The sequence below is a fragment of the Marinomonas arctica genome (assembly GCF_003259225.1).
Taxonomy (GTDB): domain Bacteria; phylum Pseudomonadota; class Gammaproteobacteria; order Pseudomonadales; family Marinomonadaceae; genus Marinomonas; species Marinomonas arctica.
The window spans coordinates 1-19,116 of sequence record NZ_QHJF01000017.1 but is presented as its reverse complement, the minus strand read 5'-3'; the positions used below and the strand labels follow the sequence as shown (position 1 = coordinate 19,116).

General features: G+C 44.2%; 17 protein-coding genes and 1 tRNA gene. 8 read left to right on the top strand and 10 right to left on the bottom strand.

What is annotated here, in order from left to right; genetic code table 11:
- Window positions 1–71: 71 nt before the first annotated feature.
- The 4 genes from DK187_RS11665 to DK187_RS21090 all read right to left on the bottom strand — a co-directional run bounded on the left by DK187_RS11665 (window position 72) and on the right by DK187_RS21090 (window position 4,535).
- On the bottom strand, window positions 72–1,682 hold the full coding sequence (locus tag DK187_RS11665; RefSeq protein ID WP_111607525.1) for an ABC transporter substrate-binding protein: 1,611 nt from the start codon (window positions 1,680–1,682) through the stop codon (window positions 72–74).
- Between the two features lie 104 nt (window positions 1,683–1,786).
- A complete protein-coding gene (locus DK187_RS11660) occupies window positions 1,787–2,941 on the bottom strand; it encodes a mandelate racemase family protein (RefSeq protein WP_111607524.1) in 1,155 nt (384 codons plus the stop codon).
- A gap of 425 nt (window positions 2,942–3,366) precedes the next feature.
- Window positions 3,367–4,236 carry a lipase family protein gene (locus DK187_RS11655; RefSeq protein WP_223232368.1) on the bottom strand — a complete coding sequence of 290 codons (870 nt, stop codon included), beginning with the start codon at window positions 4,234–4,236 and terminating at the stop codon, window positions 3,367–3,369.
- Window positions 4,237–4,379: 143 nt separating this feature from the next.
- On the bottom strand, window positions 4,380–4,535 hold the full coding sequence (locus DK187_RS21090; protein ID WP_162623505.1) for a hypothetical protein: 156 nt from the start codon (window positions 4,533–4,535) through the stop codon (window positions 4,380–4,382).
- Between the two features lie 351 nt (window positions 4,536–4,886).
- On the opposite strand from DK187_RS21090, the gene DK187_RS11645 reads away from it, so the two are divergent.
- From DK187_RS11645 to DK187_RS11635, 3 genes are all read left to right on the top strand, one after another.
- Window positions 4,887–5,540 carry an alanine--tRNA ligase-related protein gene (locus DK187_RS11645; RefSeq protein WP_223232369.1) on the top strand — a complete coding sequence of 218 codons (654 nt, stop codon included), beginning with the start codon at window positions 4,887–4,889 and terminating at the stop codon, window positions 5,538–5,540.
- 109 nt (window positions 5,541–5,649) lie between these two features.
- Window positions 5,650–6,114 (top strand): hypothetical protein, encoded by a 465-nt coding sequence (locus DK187_RS11640; protein ID WP_111607521.1) that lies wholly within the window; start codon window positions 5,650–5,652, stop codon window positions 6,112–6,114.
- 20 nt (window positions 6,115–6,134) lie between these two features.
- Window positions 6,135–6,890 carry a CLCA_X family protein gene (locus tag DK187_RS11635; protein WP_111607520.1) on the top strand — a complete coding sequence of 252 codons (756 nt, stop codon included), beginning with the start codon at window positions 6,135–6,137 and terminating at the stop codon, window positions 6,888–6,890.
- Between the two features lie 206 nt (window positions 6,891–7,096).
- Here the strand turns inward: DK187_RS11635 and gcvP are convergent, their stop codons facing one another.
- From gcvP to glyA, 3 genes are all read right to left on the bottom strand, one after another.
- Window positions 7,097–9,961: an aminomethyl-transferring glycine dehydrogenase gene (gene gcvP / locus DK187_RS11630; RefSeq protein ID WP_111607519.1), complete on the bottom strand. Its 2,865-nt coding sequence runs from the start codon at window positions 9,959–9,961 to the stop codon at window positions 7,097–7,099.
- A gap of 79 nt (window positions 9,962–10,040) precedes the next feature.
- Complete coding sequence (gene gcvH, locus DK187_RS11625; protein WP_111607518.1) at window positions 10,041–10,424, bottom strand: glycine cleavage system protein GcvH; 384 nt, start codon at window positions 10,422–10,424, stop codon at window positions 10,041–10,043.
- A 57-nt stretch (window positions 10,425–10,481) separates the two neighbouring features.
- The gene (gene glyA, locus DK187_RS11620) at window positions 10,482–11,759 is read right to left on the bottom strand and encodes a serine hydroxymethyltransferase (protein WP_111607517.1); all 1,278 of its coding nucleotides are present in this window, start codon (window positions 11,757–11,759) and stop codon (window positions 10,482–10,484) included.
- 371 nt (window positions 11,760–12,130) lie between these two features.
- Here glyA and gcvT point away from each other — a divergent pair, with 371 nt between their 5' ends.
- The 4 genes from gcvT (at window position 12,131) to DK187_RS11600 (ending at window position 15,799) form a co-directional block, all read left to right on the top strand.
- Window positions 12,131–13,234: a glycine cleavage system aminomethyltransferase GcvT gene (gene gcvT, locus DK187_RS11615; protein ID WP_111607516.1), complete on the top strand. Its 1,104-nt coding sequence runs from the start codon at window positions 12,131–12,133 to the stop codon at window positions 13,232–13,234.
- Window positions 13,235–13,401: 167 nt separating this feature from the next.
- Window positions 13,402–13,941, top strand: a complete 540-nt coding sequence (locus DK187_RS11610; protein WP_111607515.1) for an elongation factor P hydroxylase — start codon at window positions 13,402–13,404, stop codon at window positions 13,939–13,941.
- On the top strand, window positions 13,922–15,055 hold the full coding sequence (locus DK187_RS11605) for a 4-phosphoerythronate dehydrogenase (RefSeq protein WP_111607514.1): 1,134 nt from the start codon (window positions 13,922–13,924) through the stop codon (window positions 15,053–15,055). Before DK187_RS11610 ends, DK187_RS11605 begins: the two co-directional genes overlap by 20 nt.
- A gap of 21 nt (window positions 15,056–15,076) precedes the next feature.
- A complete protein-coding gene (locus DK187_RS11600; RefSeq protein WP_111607513.1) occupies window positions 15,077–15,799 on the top strand; it encodes a flagellar brake protein in 723 nt (240 codons plus the stop codon).
- Between the two features lie 76 nt (window positions 15,800–15,875).
- On the opposite strand, the gene htpX is transcribed toward DK187_RS11600, so the two are convergent.
- The 3 genes from htpX to DK187_RS11585 form a co-directional block, all read right to left on the bottom strand.
- The gene (gene htpX / locus DK187_RS11595; RefSeq protein ID WP_111607512.1) at window positions 15,876–16,754 is read right to left on the bottom strand and encodes a protease HtpX; all 879 of its coding nucleotides are present in this window, start codon (window positions 16,752–16,754) and stop codon (window positions 15,876–15,878) included.
- Between the two features lie 76 nt (window positions 16,755–16,830).
- On the bottom strand, window positions 16,831–18,048 hold the full coding sequence (locus DK187_RS11590) for a pyridoxal phosphate-dependent aminotransferase (protein WP_111607511.1): 1,218 nt from the start codon (window positions 18,046–18,048) through the stop codon (window positions 16,831–16,833).
- A gap of 165 nt (window positions 18,049–18,213) precedes the next feature.
- Complete coding sequence (locus DK187_RS11585) at window positions 18,214–18,783, bottom strand: YajG family lipoprotein (protein ID WP_111607510.1); 570 nt, start codon at window positions 18,781–18,783, stop codon at window positions 18,214–18,216.
- Window positions 18,784–18,914: 131 nt separating this feature from the next.
- On the opposite strand from DK187_RS11585, the gene DK187_RS11580 reads away from it, so the two are divergent.
- Window positions 18,915–18,990, top strand: a tRNA-Glu gene (locus DK187_RS11580).
- The last annotated feature ends 126 nt before the right edge of the window (window positions 18,991–19,116 follow it).

The window sequence follows — 19,116 nt, the reverse complement described above, 5'->3', positions numbered from 1 at the left end:
ATAAGTCTCCAGAATAGTGGGAAGACCACGGCGCAAAATGAGCCAGTGGTCGACGCAAACATAAAATTGCTTTAGCGTTCTTTAGTGACTTCACGTAATCGTGTTGTGGCGGCTTGATGACCTTCGTAATGCTTAACATCGCTTCTAATCAGCACGGTATCGACCATCTGTGAAATAGGGAAAATGGCACCAATTTGAGTGTCGTAAAGGTTTTGGACGTCTTGATACATTTTGATTTGTTTCTTAGCGTCTTTTTCCAATAAAGCGGTATCGATAATGCTATTAATGTCTGGGCTGTAAAATGCCGTACGCCAACCCTGGAAATTAGTGAGTTTGGCTTCATCACTGTTATCAGGGTTATAGACTAATGAACGTAGACTAGAATGTGGATGTGGCTCTATGCCACCACCACCTCGACCAACGAGCATTTCAAAGTTACGCTCGCGCATTGCCCCATAAACCTGATTGCCAGTACCAGTTATGATTTCCGCATTAATGCCTGCTTGAGCCAAGGTGGATTGCACGTTGGTGGCGATGTTAATAAAAGGCAATTGAGAGAGCACACGAATGCTGGTTTGAAAGCCTTCCGGGTAGCCTGCTTCCGCTAAGAGCGTTTTGGCTTTTTCTACGTTTAAGGCATAGCCGGGTCCAGGAAGAGTTGCAGGTAAGCCTGATTTAACAGGTCGTTGATGCAAAACGCCGTAGTTTGGCATAATGGACTCGTTGATACCCTGATAATCAATTAAATAACGCACGGCTTCACGTACTTTTTTATTGGCAAATTTAGGGTCTTTCATACTGACAGCAACGTAGTAAAGTGTGCCTCGTGTATTCGCCTCTGTTCGTATATGACTGTCTTGTTTTAGGGCTTCTATATCGGGTATAGACATGCCCATAGCAACGTCTATATCACCACGCTGTAACATTAAGCGTAACGACTGCGACTCTGTCATATGGCGCATTACAATACGCTTCATCTCTGATGGCTCACGCCAATAATCGTCAAAGCGGTTCATTAATACCCGGTCTTTTGCACGCCAATTTTGCAGTTGAAACGGGCCTGATCCTGCAACGTTAGTGGTAAGCCAAGTGTGAGCTAAATCGCCATCGACTTCGTGTTTAAGCGCTTCTTTTCGATCTACAATAAAAGCACTTGGGGAACTGCCAAGCGTATAAAGAACCAATTTTGGGTCCGTTATTTCTGGTAATGTAATTTCCAGTGTGTAGTCGTCTATTGCTTGAACCACCTGATCGACGTTATCCGCAGTGAAACCATAAGTTTTCCAGGTAGAAGCGAGGGCTAAATTGAGCTTTAAAACACGCTGTAATGACCAAGCCACGTCTTGCGCTGTTAGTTTATTACCTGAGTGGAAAGTCACATCGTCACGTAGTTTAAACGTAATACGAGTACCATCATCACTAATAGTCCAACTTTGAGCGACAGCAGGGGAGATTTGGGATGGATCTTTTGGTGCAAGTTCAATCAACATATCGTATAGATTTGAGTTAACGCCGACGACATCTAAACCACTTGCCGCTGCTGGGTCGAGGGACAGCAAGTTATCCATGCTCATACCGATAACGAGTTGATCATCGGGTGTGATTGCGTTTGCATTTGGCACAATTGCTATACCGATTGCCATTGAAAGCGCGCAGTATTTAAGTAGATTTGAAACGTTCATTTTGCTTCCTCTTTATTTTTGTAATGGATAAGCATGGCCGCTGGCTTGTCTTCTTTGTTGGTTTTAAACAAGTGGCAACGGCGTTTCATTTTAATGTCAGTTGATTAATAGGTTTCTACCGTATTGTTAGCTATGTATTCGAAGTTAATGTCTTCACCCAGACCTGGTCTTTGAGGGAGGTGGACATAACCGTCCTTATCCATAGGGTCGACGATACTATTTAGATAGGCTGGAACGTCATCGTATTCTAGGAAGGGATGAAGCAATCCACGCTCATACCAAGCGCAGTTTTTGATCGCACCCACCACCGCAAGGTTAGCGGCACCGTTACCGTGGATTTCACAATTCATACCGAAAGAATCGGCAAGGTGGGAAACCTTCATGCAGGGCCCAATACCGCCAACACCTGCCACGCCCGCTCGTAAAATGTCACAGGCTTCATTTTTAACCCAACTGGCACGACTAAAATGTTTACCAGAAAGTGACTCTGGGCCTAAAACAGGAATATCTAGGTTTTTGGCGAGCCATGCATAAGACTCCGTGGATTCTTCCGGCATGGGTTCTTCTATCCATTCAAAATTTAGGCGTTCTAGTGCTTTACCAATTTTGAACGTGTCAGTGCGGCTGTACCAATGATATCCATCAAGCATTAAGGCGATGTCAGGGCCAACGGCTTCACGCACTGCCGCGCAGGCTTGAATATCCATTTTTGGGCTAGGAGCAAAAGATACAGGAGGCATCCAAGTATGCAGTTTGATGGCTTTGTAACCACGTTTTACCAATGTCTCAGCGAAGCGAGCGTAATCCTCTGGTGTCGCTAGACCGCCTTTTAGTTCGTCACCACACATGGTACTGCCATACGCTAAAACTTTATCGCGGTATCCGCCAAGTAATTGATAAACAGGCGTGTTAAATTTACGACCAATAAGATCCCATAACGCTTGCTCAATTAACGCTAGAGCACGATCTGTTAGTTGTCCCGCGCTGCCACGTTGCCAGTGAGCCAGCTCTTGCCACAAACGCTCCCTATGCATGGCATTTTGTCCAATCAGGACTTTACGAGCGAAGGCGTCGAGGATGTGTTTCCGTATTACTTCTGGTGGGCCAAAAGCATAACCTTCGTCACCAGATTCGGTTGTAATTCGCAGCATAGCCATTTTAGTTGGCTTTTCATCACCTGGGTGAGCATGGCCTGCGGTGTCTACTGATCGACGGCTAAGAAAAGTAAAAACGTCCACTGAAATGGATTTAATGATCATAAAGTAAGTATCCTGTTTAGTATTTTTATCTTTTAAGAGACTTTTTAATGCTTAAATAAGGTGTTTGAGAATCTACTAAAACGCTTAAACTTTAAAATTAAAACGCTGTTTCACTACACCTTTAATAAGTTGTATGATGTATAACTAACTTAGTCAAGTGCCAATTTTCTTGATCTCGTTATTTATTTGTCTTGATCGAAGATAAATTTTAATAAAAACAATGATTTAAGTTATTTTCTTAAGAAATAGAAGAATTAAGAAAATAACAAAGAGACTGAGTGTAAGGATGCTTTTTATTGGCAGCGAGCGCTAATTGATGACTTTTGCATCACACTATAGCGCCCTCATGATTGTTAAATATAGAATGGAAATATCTAGTTCAAGGGCGAGGTTATGGCCTAGATTGCAGCAATAAGTGGGATGCCCTAATCGAGTGAAAAGCCGAATAGGCTAATGTCAGTTTTATAAGGCATTTCTTGCGGAGTGGTTTGTAGCGCTTCAATTAAGTTTACATAAGTTGTCATTTTGTGAGCGATGAGATTTTGTTCGTTTGGTATAGAAGTGGTGAATTTAGTGGCTCTTAGCATACTTTTTATGCCATTTGTTTGGGTGAATGTTTTGCCGCCAAGCAGAATAACTTCTTCGCCCATATGCCAGAAAATATCTAAGTCTTTAATTTGCATTGGGCTGATGGGTGGAACCAGTGGCACAATATCGTTTGGTGTGACAACTCGTGTCAGTGGCAGGCGGCTAAACATTTTGGCGCCTGTGGCATTCGTCACTTTAGGTTGACCAAAGGTAATGACTTGTTCAACAGCAAAGCCGTCTTTTTCTAAGTACATGGCAAGAATGACCGCAATAGCGCCACCTAAACTGTGTCCTGTTAGGTGGATGGGGTGTTCTTTACTAAGAAAAGGCTGGATATCTTCGTAAACCGCCTTTGCTCCAGATCCAAAGCCCTGATGCAGCTTTATATTCAATAGGCTGTCTGGTTGTAATTCTAGGTCCAAATCCAACATGGCATTTTCTAAATTTGCCGTACCTCTAATAGCAATGGTCTGAACACCATTGGCACGACTCAAAAAGTAGCTTACTTGAGACAAAGGAATAATAGACTGATGAAGTAATGATTGGCCTTGTTCTTCGAGTCGTTGTTCAAGTGTATGGGCTTCTAGGTAGGTATCTTCTGCTAATTGGGCTTGGGCTTTTATGGCGACAAAATCGGGGGCAGCCATGAGCGGCTGAAAAGACACGGTAAGGATAAGCAATAGACAGAGAAGCGCATTTTTTAACATTAGGGGATTTGAGCACCATAATAAAAGGAAGGCGCAGGGTACTAAAAATTGGTTATGTCGAACAGTAGTTTCTTGTGCGCTGAAACTTTTGGTAAGTCGTGTCATGACTTACCAAAGCATCAAAGAGGAAGGGATGTAAGCAACTATAAATCGCAACCACTCCAATCAATCCGTCTAACGCCTTCTATTTTTAGTGTGGGTAAATTCTTAAACGTGTCTTTCATCATATAGACGGCGTAAGCACGAGATAAGGCTTTTTTTACGGTTTTTAAGGTGATTTTTTTCGTTGTTGTTGCCATGACAATTTCCTCTTAGGATGATGAATGTCGCGATCATAAGCGGATGAAATTTGCTCAACAAACGACATATTTTCACTTTATTGATGAAATAAAATCACCATTTTTAAATGCTGTCTTTTTGGTCAGAAAAAGGTTTAAAACGTCAAAAAAAACTTTTTTTATGCATAGTTTTGCCATAAAGACGCTCAATTATGAGGGGGTTCTGTGCGCAGCTGACGACAGTTTTGACCGATTGGACATATAAGTTGAAACACATCAAACATTACAAGTTTTGCCTAGCGGTTTTTAGGCGATTGTTGATATATCACTTAGCTTTATCATCATCTTATTGTATTAATAGTAGACAATTGAATGCGCGAGGCAAAAATGACCATAAAGCAGTTTTGGGTAGATCCATATCAAACTGAATTGGTAACAAGTGTTACCTACGTTGTCCATAATCAAGTTCAGCTTGCAGAAACTATTTTTTATGCTGAGTCTGGAGGGCAAGAAAGTGATTCGGGCAGTATTGGTGGTCATGATGTGATCAAAGCAGAAAAGATAGGCCAATCTATTCTTTATACGCTTGCCGAACCCCCAACTTTTTATGTTGGTCAAGCCGTTCTCGTTAAAATAGACTGGCCCCGTCGATACAACCTAATGCGTTTGCATTTTGCTGCGGAGCTTGTCTTGGAGTTGTTTTATAAGACATTACCGAATCTAGCCAAAATGGGGGCTCATATCTCAGAAAATAAAAGTCGTATCGACTTTGAATGGCCTGAAAGTATTTTATCGTTGTTGCCAAACATTGAAGCTCAGGCTCAGTCGTTGATTGATGCAGATTTGTCGATTGAAAAAGATTTTTCAGACCAACATGAAGAGCGTCGCTACTGGAAGATTGATGGCTTCGCGCAAGTGCCTTGTGGTGGAACGCACGTGAAAAGTACAGCAGAATTAGGGCTTATTAAATTGAAGCGAAAAAATGTAGGTAAGGGGAAAGAGCGGGTGGAAATTTATCTTTCTTAGATAAAGCGAAAAGATGAGATTTAATTGTGCATCAGCGTGCTGGTGGTTGTTCTTGTTGCCTAGGCTCAATAGAATCAAATGCAAATATATAAAAAGTAAGAAGGTTTGTATGAAAAAAGTACTTCTTAAAAAATTGCAGTCTCTCACGGCCATTCTGGTATTGAATGCGTTGCCCGTTAGTTTTGCTCAAGCAAGTGTCGGTTATGAAGCAGAAGTGCTTCAAACTAGAGCGTTTACGGATGAGCGAAGAAATACGCTGAGTAATACAAGATCTCCTAGCAAAGATCTTAAGCAATTGTATTTAGATAATGCTCTGGTTTATGTTCAAAAGCGTACCGAACAACCAATAAGCTACCAACACCAAATGGCTTTAGCGTTAGTCGAAGAAGCATATCAAGATGATTTTGACGCTTTGCTTGATCATTATGAGCATGAGTTGGCCCAGCTTTCTCACGGCAATGATGTTGATTTGATCGAGGCGACAAAACGCAATGTGGAAGATCAATTGTTGGCATTAAAAGCAATGCGTGATGCGAAAATTGTGGAGTTTAACCAGCAATTTAGCCTTAGTTAATCGGGTGGTTATGAGTCAGAATGTCGTCTGTTTATTCTGCTATGAATTTTGTATTGATCCGTCGACAGTTCGACTTCCGTGGTATTGAAATGGGGCGTTGGGTAACGCCGCAAGAAAGAGACAGAGCGGCGGTGAATTTTCATCGTGCGCTAGAAGACTTGATGGATGTGTTGCATGGGCCAGAGCATTTAATCTCTTTGCGTGGCACTTTAGGTCTTCAATATGGCAAAGGTGGTAGGCCAGGTGTTGCGGCGCATTATGTACCGGCTACAAGACAGTTATCTCTCGCGAAAAATGCAGGTGCTGGTAGCCTGGCACACGAATGGTTTCACGCTTTCGACCACTACATGGGCGAAAAAATGTTTCAGCACACTTTGCCTTCGCAATTCGCCTCTGAAAGATGGTTGAATAATGCCACCATCCGCTTGTCTAAAAATGATCGGCCTCATCCTTTAAACGGTTTACTGGCAGACTGTTTTAAAGCCATAATGTTAAATGAGCTTGGTGATGAGCCGAGTGAGTTGTTTCAAGCATCCCGCCTTGCAGACCAAAAGCTAAAAATACTCTACTACGCCAAACCAGAAGAGATGTCAGCAAGAGCCTTCGAAGCCTTCGTTGAAGACACAAAACCTACCAGTACCTTTTTAGTAAAAGGAAGCCGCTATTCTGAAGAAGCCAAAATGGGTCTATACCCTCAAGGCGAACAGCGACATCGAATTAACCAAGCCTTTTATCATTATTTCAGTCTGCTTGGTCGTGGGTTAAGCAAAGAGTAGTTTTTCTTTTAATGTGCATTACGCACTCACGATGCACGTGCACGAGACGTAAGTTGGTATTCTATTTGATAATTTAAATATTATTTTTATTTAAATTACTTTTATTTGTTTCATTGGGTAGGTTGGGGGGCAGCACCGAATAAAAAAAGGTGAATCATTGCTGATTCACCTTTTTGGTTTCGAGTACTTTTTAGAAGCTTGGAAGATTAATCTTCGTAGCTATCAATTGGTGGGCATTCACAGAATAAGTTGCGGTCACCGTAGACGTTGTCGATACGTCCAACGGACGGCCAGTATTTACGTGCCTTGATCCAGTTCAATGGATAAGCCGCTTCTTTACGAGAGTAAGCGTGCGTCCATTCTATATCCAGTAGGCTGTCTGCAGTATGTGGTGCGTTAACCAGTGGGTTGTCTTCTAGTGGCCATTCGCCCGCTTGCACTTTACTGATCTCTTTGCGGATCTGAATCATGGAATCACAGAAGCGATCTAGCTCTTCAATGTTTTCTGATTCTGTCGGTTCGATCATTAATGTACCAGCAACAGGGAAAGACATGGTTGGTGCGTGGAACCCAAAGTCCATCAAACGTTTAGCGATGTCTTCTTCGCTAATGCCTGACTCTGCTTTTAGTGGGCGAATGTCGATAATGCACTCATGTGCCACGGTGCCGTTTTTGCCAGTGTAAAGAACAGGGTAGTGTTCACCTAGACGTTTGGCGATGTAGTTAGCATTCAAAATGGCATTAAAGGTAGCATCACGTAAACCTTTATCACCCATCATTTTGATGTACATCCAAGTGATTACTAGAATGCTGGCGCTACCGTACGGTGCAGCAGATACCGCGCCGTGTTGTTCAAGCATGCCCATCACCGGCGCGACTGTATGACCTGGTAGGAAAGGCGCAAGGTGAGATTTCACACCAATCGGACCCATGCCAGGGCCGCCACCACCATGTGGAATGCAGAAGGTTTTGTGTAGGTTAAGGTGAGACACGTCACCACCGAATGTGCCTGGAGGTGCGACGCCGACCAGTGCGTTTAGGTTTGCGCCATCAATGTATACCTGACCGCCAAACTTATGAACGATGTCACAGACTTCGCGAATGTGTTCTTCGAACACACCGTGAGTCGATGGGTAAGTTGCCATGATACAGCTTAGTTCAGCGGCATATTTTTCAGCTTTTTCTGCAAGATCAAGCAAATCAATGTTGCCATTTTCATCGCATTTAACAATCACCACTTTCATGCCTGCCAGTGCAGCAGAGGCTGGGTTCGTGCCATGGGCAGAACTTGGGATCAAGCATACATCACGCTCATGATCACCACGAGATTTGTGGTATTTATCGATCGCAATCAGACCCGCGTATTCGCCTTGCGCACCAGAGTTTGGTTGCAAAGAAACGGTGTCATAACCTGTTGCCTTAGAAAGCAGTTCAACCAGCTCTTGCAATAAAGCGTGGTAGCCAGCAACTTGATTGCTTGGTGCAAATGGGTGAATTCGTCCAAACTCAGCCCAAGTCACTGGGATCATTTCAGAGGCTGCGTTTAGCTTCATCGTGCACGAGCCAAGAGGAATCATACTCTGGTTTAGCGCGATGTCTTTTACTTCTAATTGGTGCATGTAGCGCATCAATTCGGTTTCGCTGTGATGGCTGTTAAACACTGGGTGAGTCAGGATGGCATCTTGACGCAGCATGGCAGCATCAAAACCATATGCCGCCTCAGTATTCGTGATGTCTTCTAATGACAGTTCTGCGCCGAAACATTCTGTCAAATCGATAAGGTCGTTTGGTGTGATGGTTTCGTTTAGCGCGACAGATACTTGGCCTTCAGACATTTTGTAGAAGTTCATTAACTTCGCCGCGCCTTTTGCCATAATACTGTCTGTTTGATCACCCGTATTGACGATGACGGTATCAAAGTAGCTTGCGTTGGTTGTAAAGCCTTGTTTGTGAATGGCGTTAGCAAAGCAATTTGTCAGTGCAGCGATGCGATTGGCAATTTTTTTAAGGCCAGCAGGGCCGTGATAAACCGCATAGAAGCCAGCCATCATGGCAAGTAATGCTTGAGCAGTACAAATGTTTGATGTCGCTTTTTCGCGGCGAATATGTTGCTCGCGAGTTTGCATTGCCATACGAAGCGCGGGTTTGCCATGGCTGTCTTTAGAAACGCCGATAACGCGACCTGGCATGGAGCGTTTGAACGCGTCTTTGGTTGCTAAGAAAGCCGCGTGAGGTCCGCCAAAGCCCATTGGGACGCCAAAGCGTTGTGCAGAACCAAATACAATGTCTGCGCCCATTTCGCCTGGAGATTTCAATAGAACAAGAGACAGTAAATCCACTGCAATACTCACAAGAGCATCTTGTTCGTGTGCTTGTGCGATCACGGTCGTCAAATCGGCAACGGTGCCATCAATGCCTGGATATTGGAAAATCGCGCCAAATACATCATGTTGTGCAAAGTTAGCGATGTCATCCACAATGACTTCTATGTCTAATAGCTCAGCACGTGTTTTAACAACGTCAATGGTTTGTGGCAAGCAGTGGCTGGCAACGAACAATGTGTCGCTCTTTTTACGGTTTGAGCGTTTCATGAGTGTCATGGCTTCGGCCGCCGCTGTGGCTTCGTCCAACAAAGAGGCGTTGGATATTTCCATGCCGGTTAGATCGATAATGACTTGCTGGAAGTTTAACAGTGCTTCCAAGCGACCTTGAGAAATTTCGGGTTGGTAAGGTGTGTATGCTGTATACCAACCTGGGTTTTCTAATAGGTTGCGCAAAATAGGGGATGGCACATGCGTGTCGTGGTAACCCATGCCGATAAAAGAACGTGCCACTTTATTTTGATTGGCAATGGCTTTAAGTTGTGCAAGCGCTTCGCTTTCGCTAATAGGTGTAGCTGAAAGGTCTAGATTTGCTTGACGAATGGCTTCTGGAACGGTTTTTTCGATTAGTTCTGGAAGGCTATTTATGCCGATCGTTGCCAGCATTTTGGCTTGTTCTGATTCATCAGGGCCAATATGGCGGGCAATAAATTCATCGTTATTTAACAAATCGCGGATGCACGAAGTCATGGTTCAATCACCTATTAAGATAAAAATCTGGGAGATTAGGCTCTCAATACTGAGATGGAGGGAGAGCCTATATTTGAGACTATTCGATAGTGGCTGAATAGCCTGCAGCATCAAGTAGCTTATCAAGATCCGCTGTGTTGCTTAGCTTGATTTTGGCAATCCATGCACCTTCATAAGGCGCTTCGTTGATCAGTTCTGGCGCATCGTTCAGGGCGTCATTCACTGCAATGACTTCACCATTCACTGGAGCATAAATATCAGACGCCGCTTTAACAGATTCTACTAGAGAAAACTGCTCTGTCGCGACGACTTCTGCGCCTACTTCTGGCAACTCAACGTAAACAACGTCGCCAAGTAGGTCTTGCGCATGGTCGGTAATGCCCACAGTGACAGTGCCGTCACCGTTGTCTAAAACCCACTCATGAGAGTCTGCGTATTTTAGATTGTCTGGAATAGTGCTCATAATATTTATGCCTCTTTAAAAAAATACCCAAGGACGTTTGTCCTTGGGTATGTGATTTTAGCGGTAAAGTGGGAAGCGTTTACAAAGCTCTTTAACTTCTGCAAGTACACGAGCTTCTACTTCAGGGTTGCCTTCTGGCATGTCAACTAAACCGTCTAGTACGTCACTGATTAGGTGGCCTACTTTTTGGAACTCTTCGATACCAAAACCACGTGATGTTGCTGCTGGTGTACCAATACGGATACCAGAAGTAATCATGGGTTTTTCAGTGTCGAAAGGAATGCCGTTTTTGTTACAAGTGATGCCGGCGCGTTCTAGTGCTTTATCAACAACATTGCCTTTCAAGCCTTTAGGACGAAGGTCAACCAACATTAGATGGTTGTCTGTTCCGCCCGTTACGATATCGCAACCACGTTCGATCATCACGGCGGCCAAGGCTTTTGCGTTAGCCACTACTTGGTCGATGTACACTTTGAATTCAGGTTTCAGGGCTTCACCAAATGCGACTGCTTTACCAGCAATGACGTGCATTAGTGGGCCACCTTGGTAGCCTGGGAAAACCGCTGAGTTGATTTTCTTGCCAAGCTCTAAATCGTTGGAAAGAATCATCCCGCCACGTGGTCCGCGTAGTGTTTTGTGTGTGGTTGTCGTAACAACGTGTGCATACGGTAGCGGTGACGGATGAGCCCCTGTTGCAACAAGGCCAGCGATGTGTGCCATGTCAACGAATAGATAAGCGCCAACTTTGTCAGCAATCTCACGGAAGCGTTTGAAATCAATAACGCGAGGGATGGCTGAGCCACCTGCGATGATCATTTTTGGTTTGCATTCTAGCGCTTGCGCTTCAATGGCGTCGTAATCGATCAACAGTGTATCAGGGTTAACTTGGTACTGAACCGCATTGAACCATTTGCCAGACTGAGCTGGTGGCGCACCATGAGTTAAGTGACCACCTGCATCCAAAGACATGCCTAGGATTGTGTCGCCTGGTTGAAGTAGGGCAAGCATCACTGCGCCATTTGCTTGGGCACCAGAGTGAGGTTGTACGTTAGCGAATTCACAGCTGAACAATTGCTTAGCGCGATCAATGGCAAGTTGTTCCGTCACATCAACCGCTTCACAGCCACCGTAATAACGACGATTCGGATAACCTTCTGCGTATTTGTTGGTTAGAACAGAACCTTGGGCTTCTAAAACGGCTTTTGAAGTGATGTTTTCAGATGCGATCAGTTCAATGCCAGTTTCTTGGCGCTCTTGTTCTTCCACGATCGTTGCAAAAAGTTCTGGGTCTCGTTCAGCGAGAGTTTGGCTGAAAAAGGCTTCGGTGTTGGCCATGGGGAAATTCCTCTTAAATAAACATGTATGCCCAAAAGACAATGAGTCTTGCGTATAATAACACTAAGGCAGTCTAAGATGATGAAAAAAGATCATCTTTCTAAGAGCGTCAGTCATTGTTCGGTTTGCGTCAATTTTGCTTATCATAATCAAAAAGTTTCCAATTGGAAACAGTAAACAGGGCGTAATTAAAAAGTTTGTTTTCAAATATATTTGACCTTTTGTACAGGTTTTTTATTGATGTCTGTTGCATTTGATTGCAAATATTCTTCAATAAATAGTGCTTAATGCTTGTCAAACTCAGTTTGTTTTAGATACTCTGTTTCCAATCGGAAACAGATCTAATCACAATTTTAATGAAGGTTATCGTTATGAAACGTACTGCTCTGTGTGATCTACATATCGCCTCTGGCGCTAGAATGGTTGAGTTTGCTGGCTACGAAATGCCTGTTCAATATCCGTTGGGTGTCATGAAAGAGCATTTATGGACACGTGAAAATGCGGGGCTGTTTGATGTGTCGCACATGGGGCAAGTCATTCTTCGAGGTGAAAATGTAAAGTCGGCGCTTGAGTCAATTTTACCGGTAGATGTGCTAGGGCTTGCTGAGGGGATGCAGCGTTATGGCATGTTTACCACAGCTGATGGTGGTATGACGGACGACTTGATGTTTGCCAATTGGGGAGCGGATGAAGTCTTCATGGTAGTGAACGCTGGCTGTAAAGAGCAAGATTTCGCCTATTTAAAGGCCTCTCTGGTTGATTGTGATGTAGAGGTTGTTGAAGATCGATCCTTGCTTGCTATCCAAGGGCCAAAAGCACGTGAAGTGTTTGCTCGTATGGTTCCTGATGTGGCAACCATGATCTTCATGCAGAGTGTGAAGTTTGAATGGCAAGGTGTTGAGTTATGGGTAAGTTGTTCTGGCTACACGGGTGAAGATGGTTATGAGGTGTCGGTATCAAATGACCATGCGGAAGCTTTTGCTAATGCCTTGCTAGCGTTTGATGAAGTGGAGTGGATTGGACTTGGCGCGCGCGATTCTTTGCGCCTCGAGGCAGGCTTGTGCTTGTATGGTCATGACATTGACACCACCACGACGCCAATCGAGGCTTCTCTTAATTGGGCTATTCAAAAAGTACGCCGCTTAGAGGGTGAGCGCGCTGGTGGTTTCCCGGGTGCTGATATCATATTGCCGCAATTTTCGGATAAACCCGCAAGAAAACGTGTTGGCTTCTTGGTTGATGGTCGTGCGCCAGTTCGTGAAGGTGTGGACATTGTTAATGCGTCAGGTGAAGTGAAGGGCACAGTCACAAGTGGTGGCTTCTCGCCAACTCTTGCTCAGCCTATTGTGATGGCGTATGTATCGACTCAGGTTTTAGACGCTGGTGAGCCCTTGTTTGCTAATGTGAGGGGGAAAAGTATTCCTCTGACACTGACAGCAATGCCTTTTGTTGCTGCTCGTTATTATCGCGGGTAAGAGTCGACAATTTGTTTTAATGATTGGCTACTTTGATAGATCTTAAAAAGTGAGATCTTAAAAAATCCTGCTAACAGTTTATTTATTGTGCGCCACGTGAAGTTTGCTCCTTTGCGTGGCGCATTTTTGTTTCTTATGTATAATTCTTCACTTTTGGAGTGTTATCGTTGGCAAGTGCAACGCAGCTTGTGGCCGCTTTTGGCGCCTGTTTCTTTTCAAATTTCAATACTCGTCTTATTGCTGGCGCAGATGAACCTCTCTATCAACCGGCAATGGCAAATGATCCTGCGATGATTTTTTTTCGTTATGATTACCCATCGAGCGCTTTGCATGAGGTGAGTCATTGGTGTATCGCAGGTGATGAAAGGCGATTGCTCGAAGATTATGGCTATTGGTATGAGTCAGACACCCGTGACCTGTTAACACAACAAGAATTTGAGCGAGTGGAAGTCAAGCCGCAAGCCGTTGAGTGTGTATTGCACTGGGCTGCTGGTTTGCCTTTTCGGGTAAGCGTGGATAATTTGTCTTTGCCGGATTATGACGCAACGCATTTTGAACGGGCCGTGATGATGCAGGTTGGTCTTTATATCCGCTCTGGATTGCCAGAAAGAGCGGACGTTTTTTCTAGATATTTATTGGCACAGCGTTGCCCTAACGTATTATTTGATGAGTTTTTGAAGCGACAGTATGAAGATTATTGCAGATGAAAATATGCCAAATGTGGAAGCCCTGTTTTCGCATTTAGGTACTGTAGAGTTAGTAAATGGTCGAAATTTAACTCATGAACAAGTGAAAGATGCCGATATTCTTTTAGTCCGATCTGTGACTAAGGTGACACAGGCGTTGCTGGCTGGCAGTTCAGTTCGTTTTGTCGGGAGCGCGACCATTGGTGTTGATCACATTGATTTAGAGTATCTTGCACAAGCAAATATTGCGTTCAGCAGTGCGCCAGGTTGCAACGCTGAGGCGGTCGCCGATTACGTCTTTAGTGCGTTAAGTCATCTTTATATGACCAAAAAATTGCCTTGGTTGAAGCGGAAAATAGGCGTGGTTGGTTACGGCAATGTTGGGAAAACCGTGTATCAACGCTTCGCTCAAATGGGGTGTGAAGTGTGTGTGTATGATCCTTTCAAAGTGCCGGATCAAGGGGATGTGAATTTTGTTTCTTTGGCTGAAATATTGACCTGTGATGTTATTTCACTGCATGCCCCTTTGACAACATCAGGAAGTTACCCCACAAAAGACATGCTGGGTGCCGAAGAATTAAGTCAGCTGTCATCTGGTGTTGCTATTATTTCGGCGGGTCGGGGCGGCGTTATCAATGAGAGTGCTTTGATTGAGCGCCATAAGCAGTTGCAAGGTAATATGCACCTAGTGTTGGACGTTTGGGATGGTGAGCCTCTCATCAATCAAGAGCTTGCTGCTATCGTTGATATTGCGACACCTCATATTGCAGGATACAGCAAGCAAGGTCGAGAAAAAGGGACATGGATGGTGTATTTGGCTTTATGTGAGTATTTAAAGATAGATGCACCTTCGGTTGTTAGGGGGGATGCCATTAGTGCTGGATGGTTCGCTTCTTTTGATCTGAGTATTCAGCTTCCCCATGAAGAGGTGCTCGCTCGTTGCGTTCAGGCTATTTATGATGTGGCGCGAGACGATGTTCGATTACGTTATAAGTATAGAGAAAACAAAGAAAGTAATGTGTTTGACTGGTTGCGTAAGAATTATGTAGAAAGAGACGAGTTTAATACTTGTTTAATAGGTTCCACTGGTGATGCATCTTCTTTGTTAGGTGCGATCGGCTTTTCAGTAAAATAATATGAGAACTAAGGTTAATGCATGGCTGGAGTAATGCAGGTCGATTTAGGTGATCTTGATGTGCCAATAGGAACCAGTGTTCAGTTGGAGTTTATTTCTCCGCCTGGGCGTTACATGGTGAAAGTGCTTGGTAGTCTTCCTGGGCGATCGTTGATTTTATCAACCCCTAAGCTAAATGGTAAAAACATTCTGGTAAGGGAAGGTCAGATTGTCAACGTTCGACTTATGCTCAGTACCCATGTTTGTGCCTTTTCGAGTAAGGTGGCGAAAAGTTATTTGGAGCCAGCTGCGCATTTGCATATTGCGTACCCTAGTTATGTTGAGACATCGGAAGTAAGGCAAGCGGTTCGCGTTGAGACGCGTTTAATCTGCAATTTGGAACCAAATACTTCTGATGAAACGATTAGTGCCTCCTCATCGGCGATTGTGATAGATCTCAGTTTTGGTGGTGCTAAGCTGATATCGAAGGAAGATTTTGGCTCGGTAAATCAAACCATGCGCTTAGTCTGTAATGTGAAAATTGGACCATACAATCATATTTTAAAGCTAGACTGTGAAATTCGTTCGCAAGAAATTCAGATGCTTGAGCAAGTTCAAGCGGGTTTGGTCGACAATGATTTCCTCACGCGTATGGGAGTCGAATATTTTTACGTGTATGGCGTGCGCTTTGTGGATCTTGTCAAAGAGTTTGGCATTCCATTGATGGCGTTTATTTTAGAGACACAGCACAATAAAACGAAATAAACTCAGTTTATGGTTGTTTAACACCATCAATAAAAAACGCCAGCAAGCTGGCGTTTTTTATTTGTATGGATGCGTCTTAAAGTGCTTGAAGCGCTTTGATTCTGACCTCGATTGGCGGGTGGCTTGAGAATAGCTCGCCTAATGTTGGTGTCTTGCCGCGGCGAATGCCAAATGCCAGCATAGAGTCAGGCATACGACTTTCTTCATGCTCTTGTTGGAGTCGTGCTAATGCAGCGATCATAGCGCCTTTACCTGCTAGTCTAGCGCCGGCTTCATCTGCTCTGAACTCTCTGAAGCGAGAGAACCACATGACGATCATGGAAGCCAATACACCAAAGATGATCTCAAATACAAATGTGGCGATATAGTAGCCCCAGCCGACTGAGCCTTCGTTATCATTTCGACGCAAGAACTGATCAACGGCATAAGCGGCAATTCGTGCGAAGAACATCACAAACGTATTCACGACACCTTGTACAAGGGTAAGAGTAACCATGTCTCCGTTCGCTACGTGGCCAATTTCATGACCAAGTACGGCTTTGATTTCATCTGGAGAAAAGCGATCTAGCATACCACTTGAAACCGCCACCAATGCCGCATTTTTATTCCAACCGGTTGCAAACGCGTTGGCCTCATGAGCAGGGAAGATAGCCACTTCTGGCATTTGAATGCCGGCTTTTTGAGACAGTTCTTTGACGGTGTCTAATAGCCACGCTTCTTTGTGGTTGCGAGGTTTCTCTATCACGACCGCCCCAGAACCACGCTTTGCCATGAACTTGGAAAGGAATAAAGAAATGAAACTCCCTGTGAAGCCAAAGACAGCACAAAAAATTAATAAAGACGTAAAGTTTAGACCATTGCTGGTCATGTAACCGTTAACGCCTAAAAGGCTTAAGACAATCCCCGCTACCACCATGACAGCGAGGTTTGTCAGTAAGAAAAGAATGATACGCATAAGTATGCTCCTTAATAAGTTGTTAAGGAGCATAGTAGGGGTTTATTGGATTATTTCAAGAAAAAATGGCGCTATATTAACGCTTCCTTAATCGCCCTAAAAATGCCGCAAATCGGTCCATGGCTGGGGTGAGTTCTTCGATATGAGGAAGGAAAACAAAGCGTACGTGATCGGGTGTGGGCCAATTAAATCCTGTACCTTGAACGATGAGGACCTTTTCTTCGCGTAAAAATTGCAGAACGAGATCCATGTCGTTTTTAATTTTGTACATTTTGGGGTCTAGCCTAGGAAATAGATAAAGTGCGCCCTCGGGTTTATGGCAATGAACACCAGGGATCGAGTCTAGTGCTTCCCATGCTACTTTACGTTGTTCATAGAAGCGTCCACCTGGAACGATAAGCTCGTTTATGCTTTGATACCCACCTAGAGCCGTCTGGACAGCGTGTTGAGCCGGTACGTTGGCACACAGTCTCATAGAGCTAAGTATGTCTAACCCTTCTATATAGTCAGTGATGCCGCTGCGGTCGCCAGTAATCACCATCCAACCAGAACGGAAGCCCGCCGTACGATACACTTTTGATAGGCCGCCAAAGGTGATGCAGGGGGCTCGGCCTTCTGTCAACGTGGCCGTGGGTATGTGCTGGGCGTCGTCATAAAGAATTTTGTCGTATATCTCATCGGAGAAGATAAGTAGGTTGTGTTCCTCCGCCAGATTGATAATGGCCTCAAGAACGCCTTTTTCATACACCGCGCCTGTTGGGTTATTGGGGTTGATAATAACGATGGCTTTGGTTTTGTTGGATATTTTTGACTTGATGTCTTGAATGTCTGGCTGCCACCCTGAGCCTTCATCGCACATATAGTGGCGAACATATCCGCCTGCTAATGTGGCAGCCGCCGTCCAAAGTGGATAGTCCGGAGCGGGGATGAGGATTTCATCGCCGTCATTTAGTAAGCCTTGCATTGCCATTACGATCAGTTCGCTGACACCATTGCCCATCCACACATAGTTGACGTCAGCAGATTTAATGCCCATGGCTTGATATTTTTGCATGACCGCTTTGCGTGCCGAATATAGCCCTTTTGATTCGGAATAGCCTTGTGCTGTAGGTAGGTTACGGATGACGTCGACAAGTATTTCGTCGGGGGCTTCAAAACCAAATGGGGCAGGGTTGCCGATGTTAAGTTTGAGTATGCGATGGCCTTCTTCTTCCATACGCACGGCCTCTTTTAAGACTGGCCCACGAATTTCATAACATATATTGGCGAGTTTATTTGATTTGCGAATTTGCACCACTTAATCCTTACTGAAGCTGGGTGAAAGACACTAACTCTACACTGAACTTGGGAGCATTCAAGATGGGAGGTTTACATAGAGAGAAAAAAACTCAATATTAGGTAGGAGCAGGGGGGAGAGGGTGTCGGCTTTCTGTACTAGACTAGAAAGCCGACTTTTAGACTATTTTAACAAAGTAATGATGTTTGGGTCACTTAAGAGGCGTGTTACTGTTTGGCTTGCCAATTCATTCATGTCGTCTTCAATGGCTTGTTGATAAGGCATGGTTCCATATTCTCTAACTTTTTCAGAGCCATAGTTTGCTTTATAGGTTTGGCCTTTAGCCGCTAATGTTGTTTTTAGTTCAAATTCTAACGTAGCAACCGTTTTTAATGCTTCAACTTTTGTGGTGTAGCTCATTTTGCTGATTTCTATTTGTAAATCAGCCGCTGGCATGACGCCTTGTTCTGGCGTGAAGCCCATTTCTCGTAAGCCACTCAAAACACTGTCTCGCACACTTTGCTTTATGTCGTTCGTAGTGAATATATCTGCTCGCTCATTTATTCCGGTTTTAATAGAGCCGACAGCATTGCTTAGTCTAGTGCTGGTGGAGACATTGATAACTCGCTCATTAGATAGTGCGATGGTCTTTACATCCGCCTGTGGTGTGATGCTTATATAGTGGGTTGTAGAGCAGCCTGCTAACAAAAGCGTTGATAGGGATAAGGTTAAAAAAAGTTGTTTATTTAGCATAATAGCTCCGATCAGATTGATTTCTAAAGCGACTTTTTATCTAAGTTGCTTAAATTAATGAAAAAAACTGTTGATTTTAAGATTGGTAACAGTAATATACGCACCCGCTCACACAGCAAGATTGTAACGATGTCCCATTCGTCTAGAGGCCTAGGACACCGCCCTTTCACGGCGGTAACAGGGGTTCGAACCCCCTATGGGACGCCATCTTCTAAATCAGTTGGCGTATAGTTTACATAAAATTAATGCGAAGTGAGAGTGTTAATTGCGGGAATAGCTCAGTGGTAGAGCACAACCTTGCCAAGGTTGGGGTCGCGAGTTCGAGCCTCGTTT

Coding starts and splice junctions, on each gene's coding strand:
- DK187_RS11665 (WP_111607525.1), bottom strand. CDS start 1,682: ATGAACGTTTCAAATCTACTTAAATACTGCGCGCTTTCAATGGCAATC.
- DK187_RS11660 (WP_111607524.1), bottom strand. CDS start 2,941: ATGATCATTAAATCCATTTCAGTGGACGTTTTTACTTTTCTTAGCCGT.
- DK187_RS11655 (WP_223232368.1), bottom strand. CDS start 4,236: ATGTTAAAAAATGCGCTTCTCTGTCTATTGCTTATCCTTACCGTGTCT.
- DK187_RS21090 (WP_162623505.1), bottom strand. CDS start 4,535: ATGGCAACAACAACGAAAAAAATCACCTTAAAAACCGTAAAAAAAGCC.
- DK187_RS11645 (WP_223232369.1), top strand. CDS start 4,887: ATGCGCGAGGCAAAAATGACCATAAAGCAGTTTTGGGTAGATCCATAT.
- DK187_RS11640 (WP_111607521.1), top strand. CDS start 5,650: ATGAAAAAAGTACTTCTTAAAAAATTGCAGTCTCTCACGGCCATTCTG.
- DK187_RS11635 (WP_111607520.1), top strand. CDS start 6,135: ATGTCGTCTGTTTATTCTGCTATGAATTTTGTATTGATCCGTCGACAG.
- gcvP (WP_111607519.1), bottom strand. CDS start 9,961: ATGACTTCGTGCATCCGCGATTTGTTAAATAACGATGAATTTATTGCC.
- gcvH (WP_111607518.1), bottom strand. CDS start 10,424: ATGAGCACTATTCCAGACAATCTAAAATACGCAGACTCTCATGAGTGG.
- glyA (WP_111607517.1), bottom strand. CDS start 11,759: ATGGCCAACACCGAAGCCTTTTTCAGCCAAACTCTCGCTGAACGAGAC.
- gcvT (WP_111607516.1), top strand. CDS start 12,131: ATGAAACGTACTGCTCTGTGTGATCTACATATCGCCTCTGGCGCTAGA.
- DK187_RS11605 (WP_111607514.1), top strand. CDS start 13,922: ATGAAGATTATTGCAGATGAAAATATGCCAAATGTGGAAGCCCTGTTT.
- DK187_RS11600 (WP_111607513.1), top strand. CDS start 15,077: ATGGCTGGAGTAATGCAGGTCGATTTAGGTGATCTTGATGTGCCAATA.
- htpX (WP_111607512.1), bottom strand. CDS start 16,754: ATGCGTATCATTCTTTTCTTACTGACAAACCTCGCTGTCATGGTGGTA.
- DK187_RS11585 (WP_111607510.1), bottom strand. CDS start 18,783: ATGCTAAATAAACAACTTTTTTTAACCTTATCCCTATCAACGCTTTTG.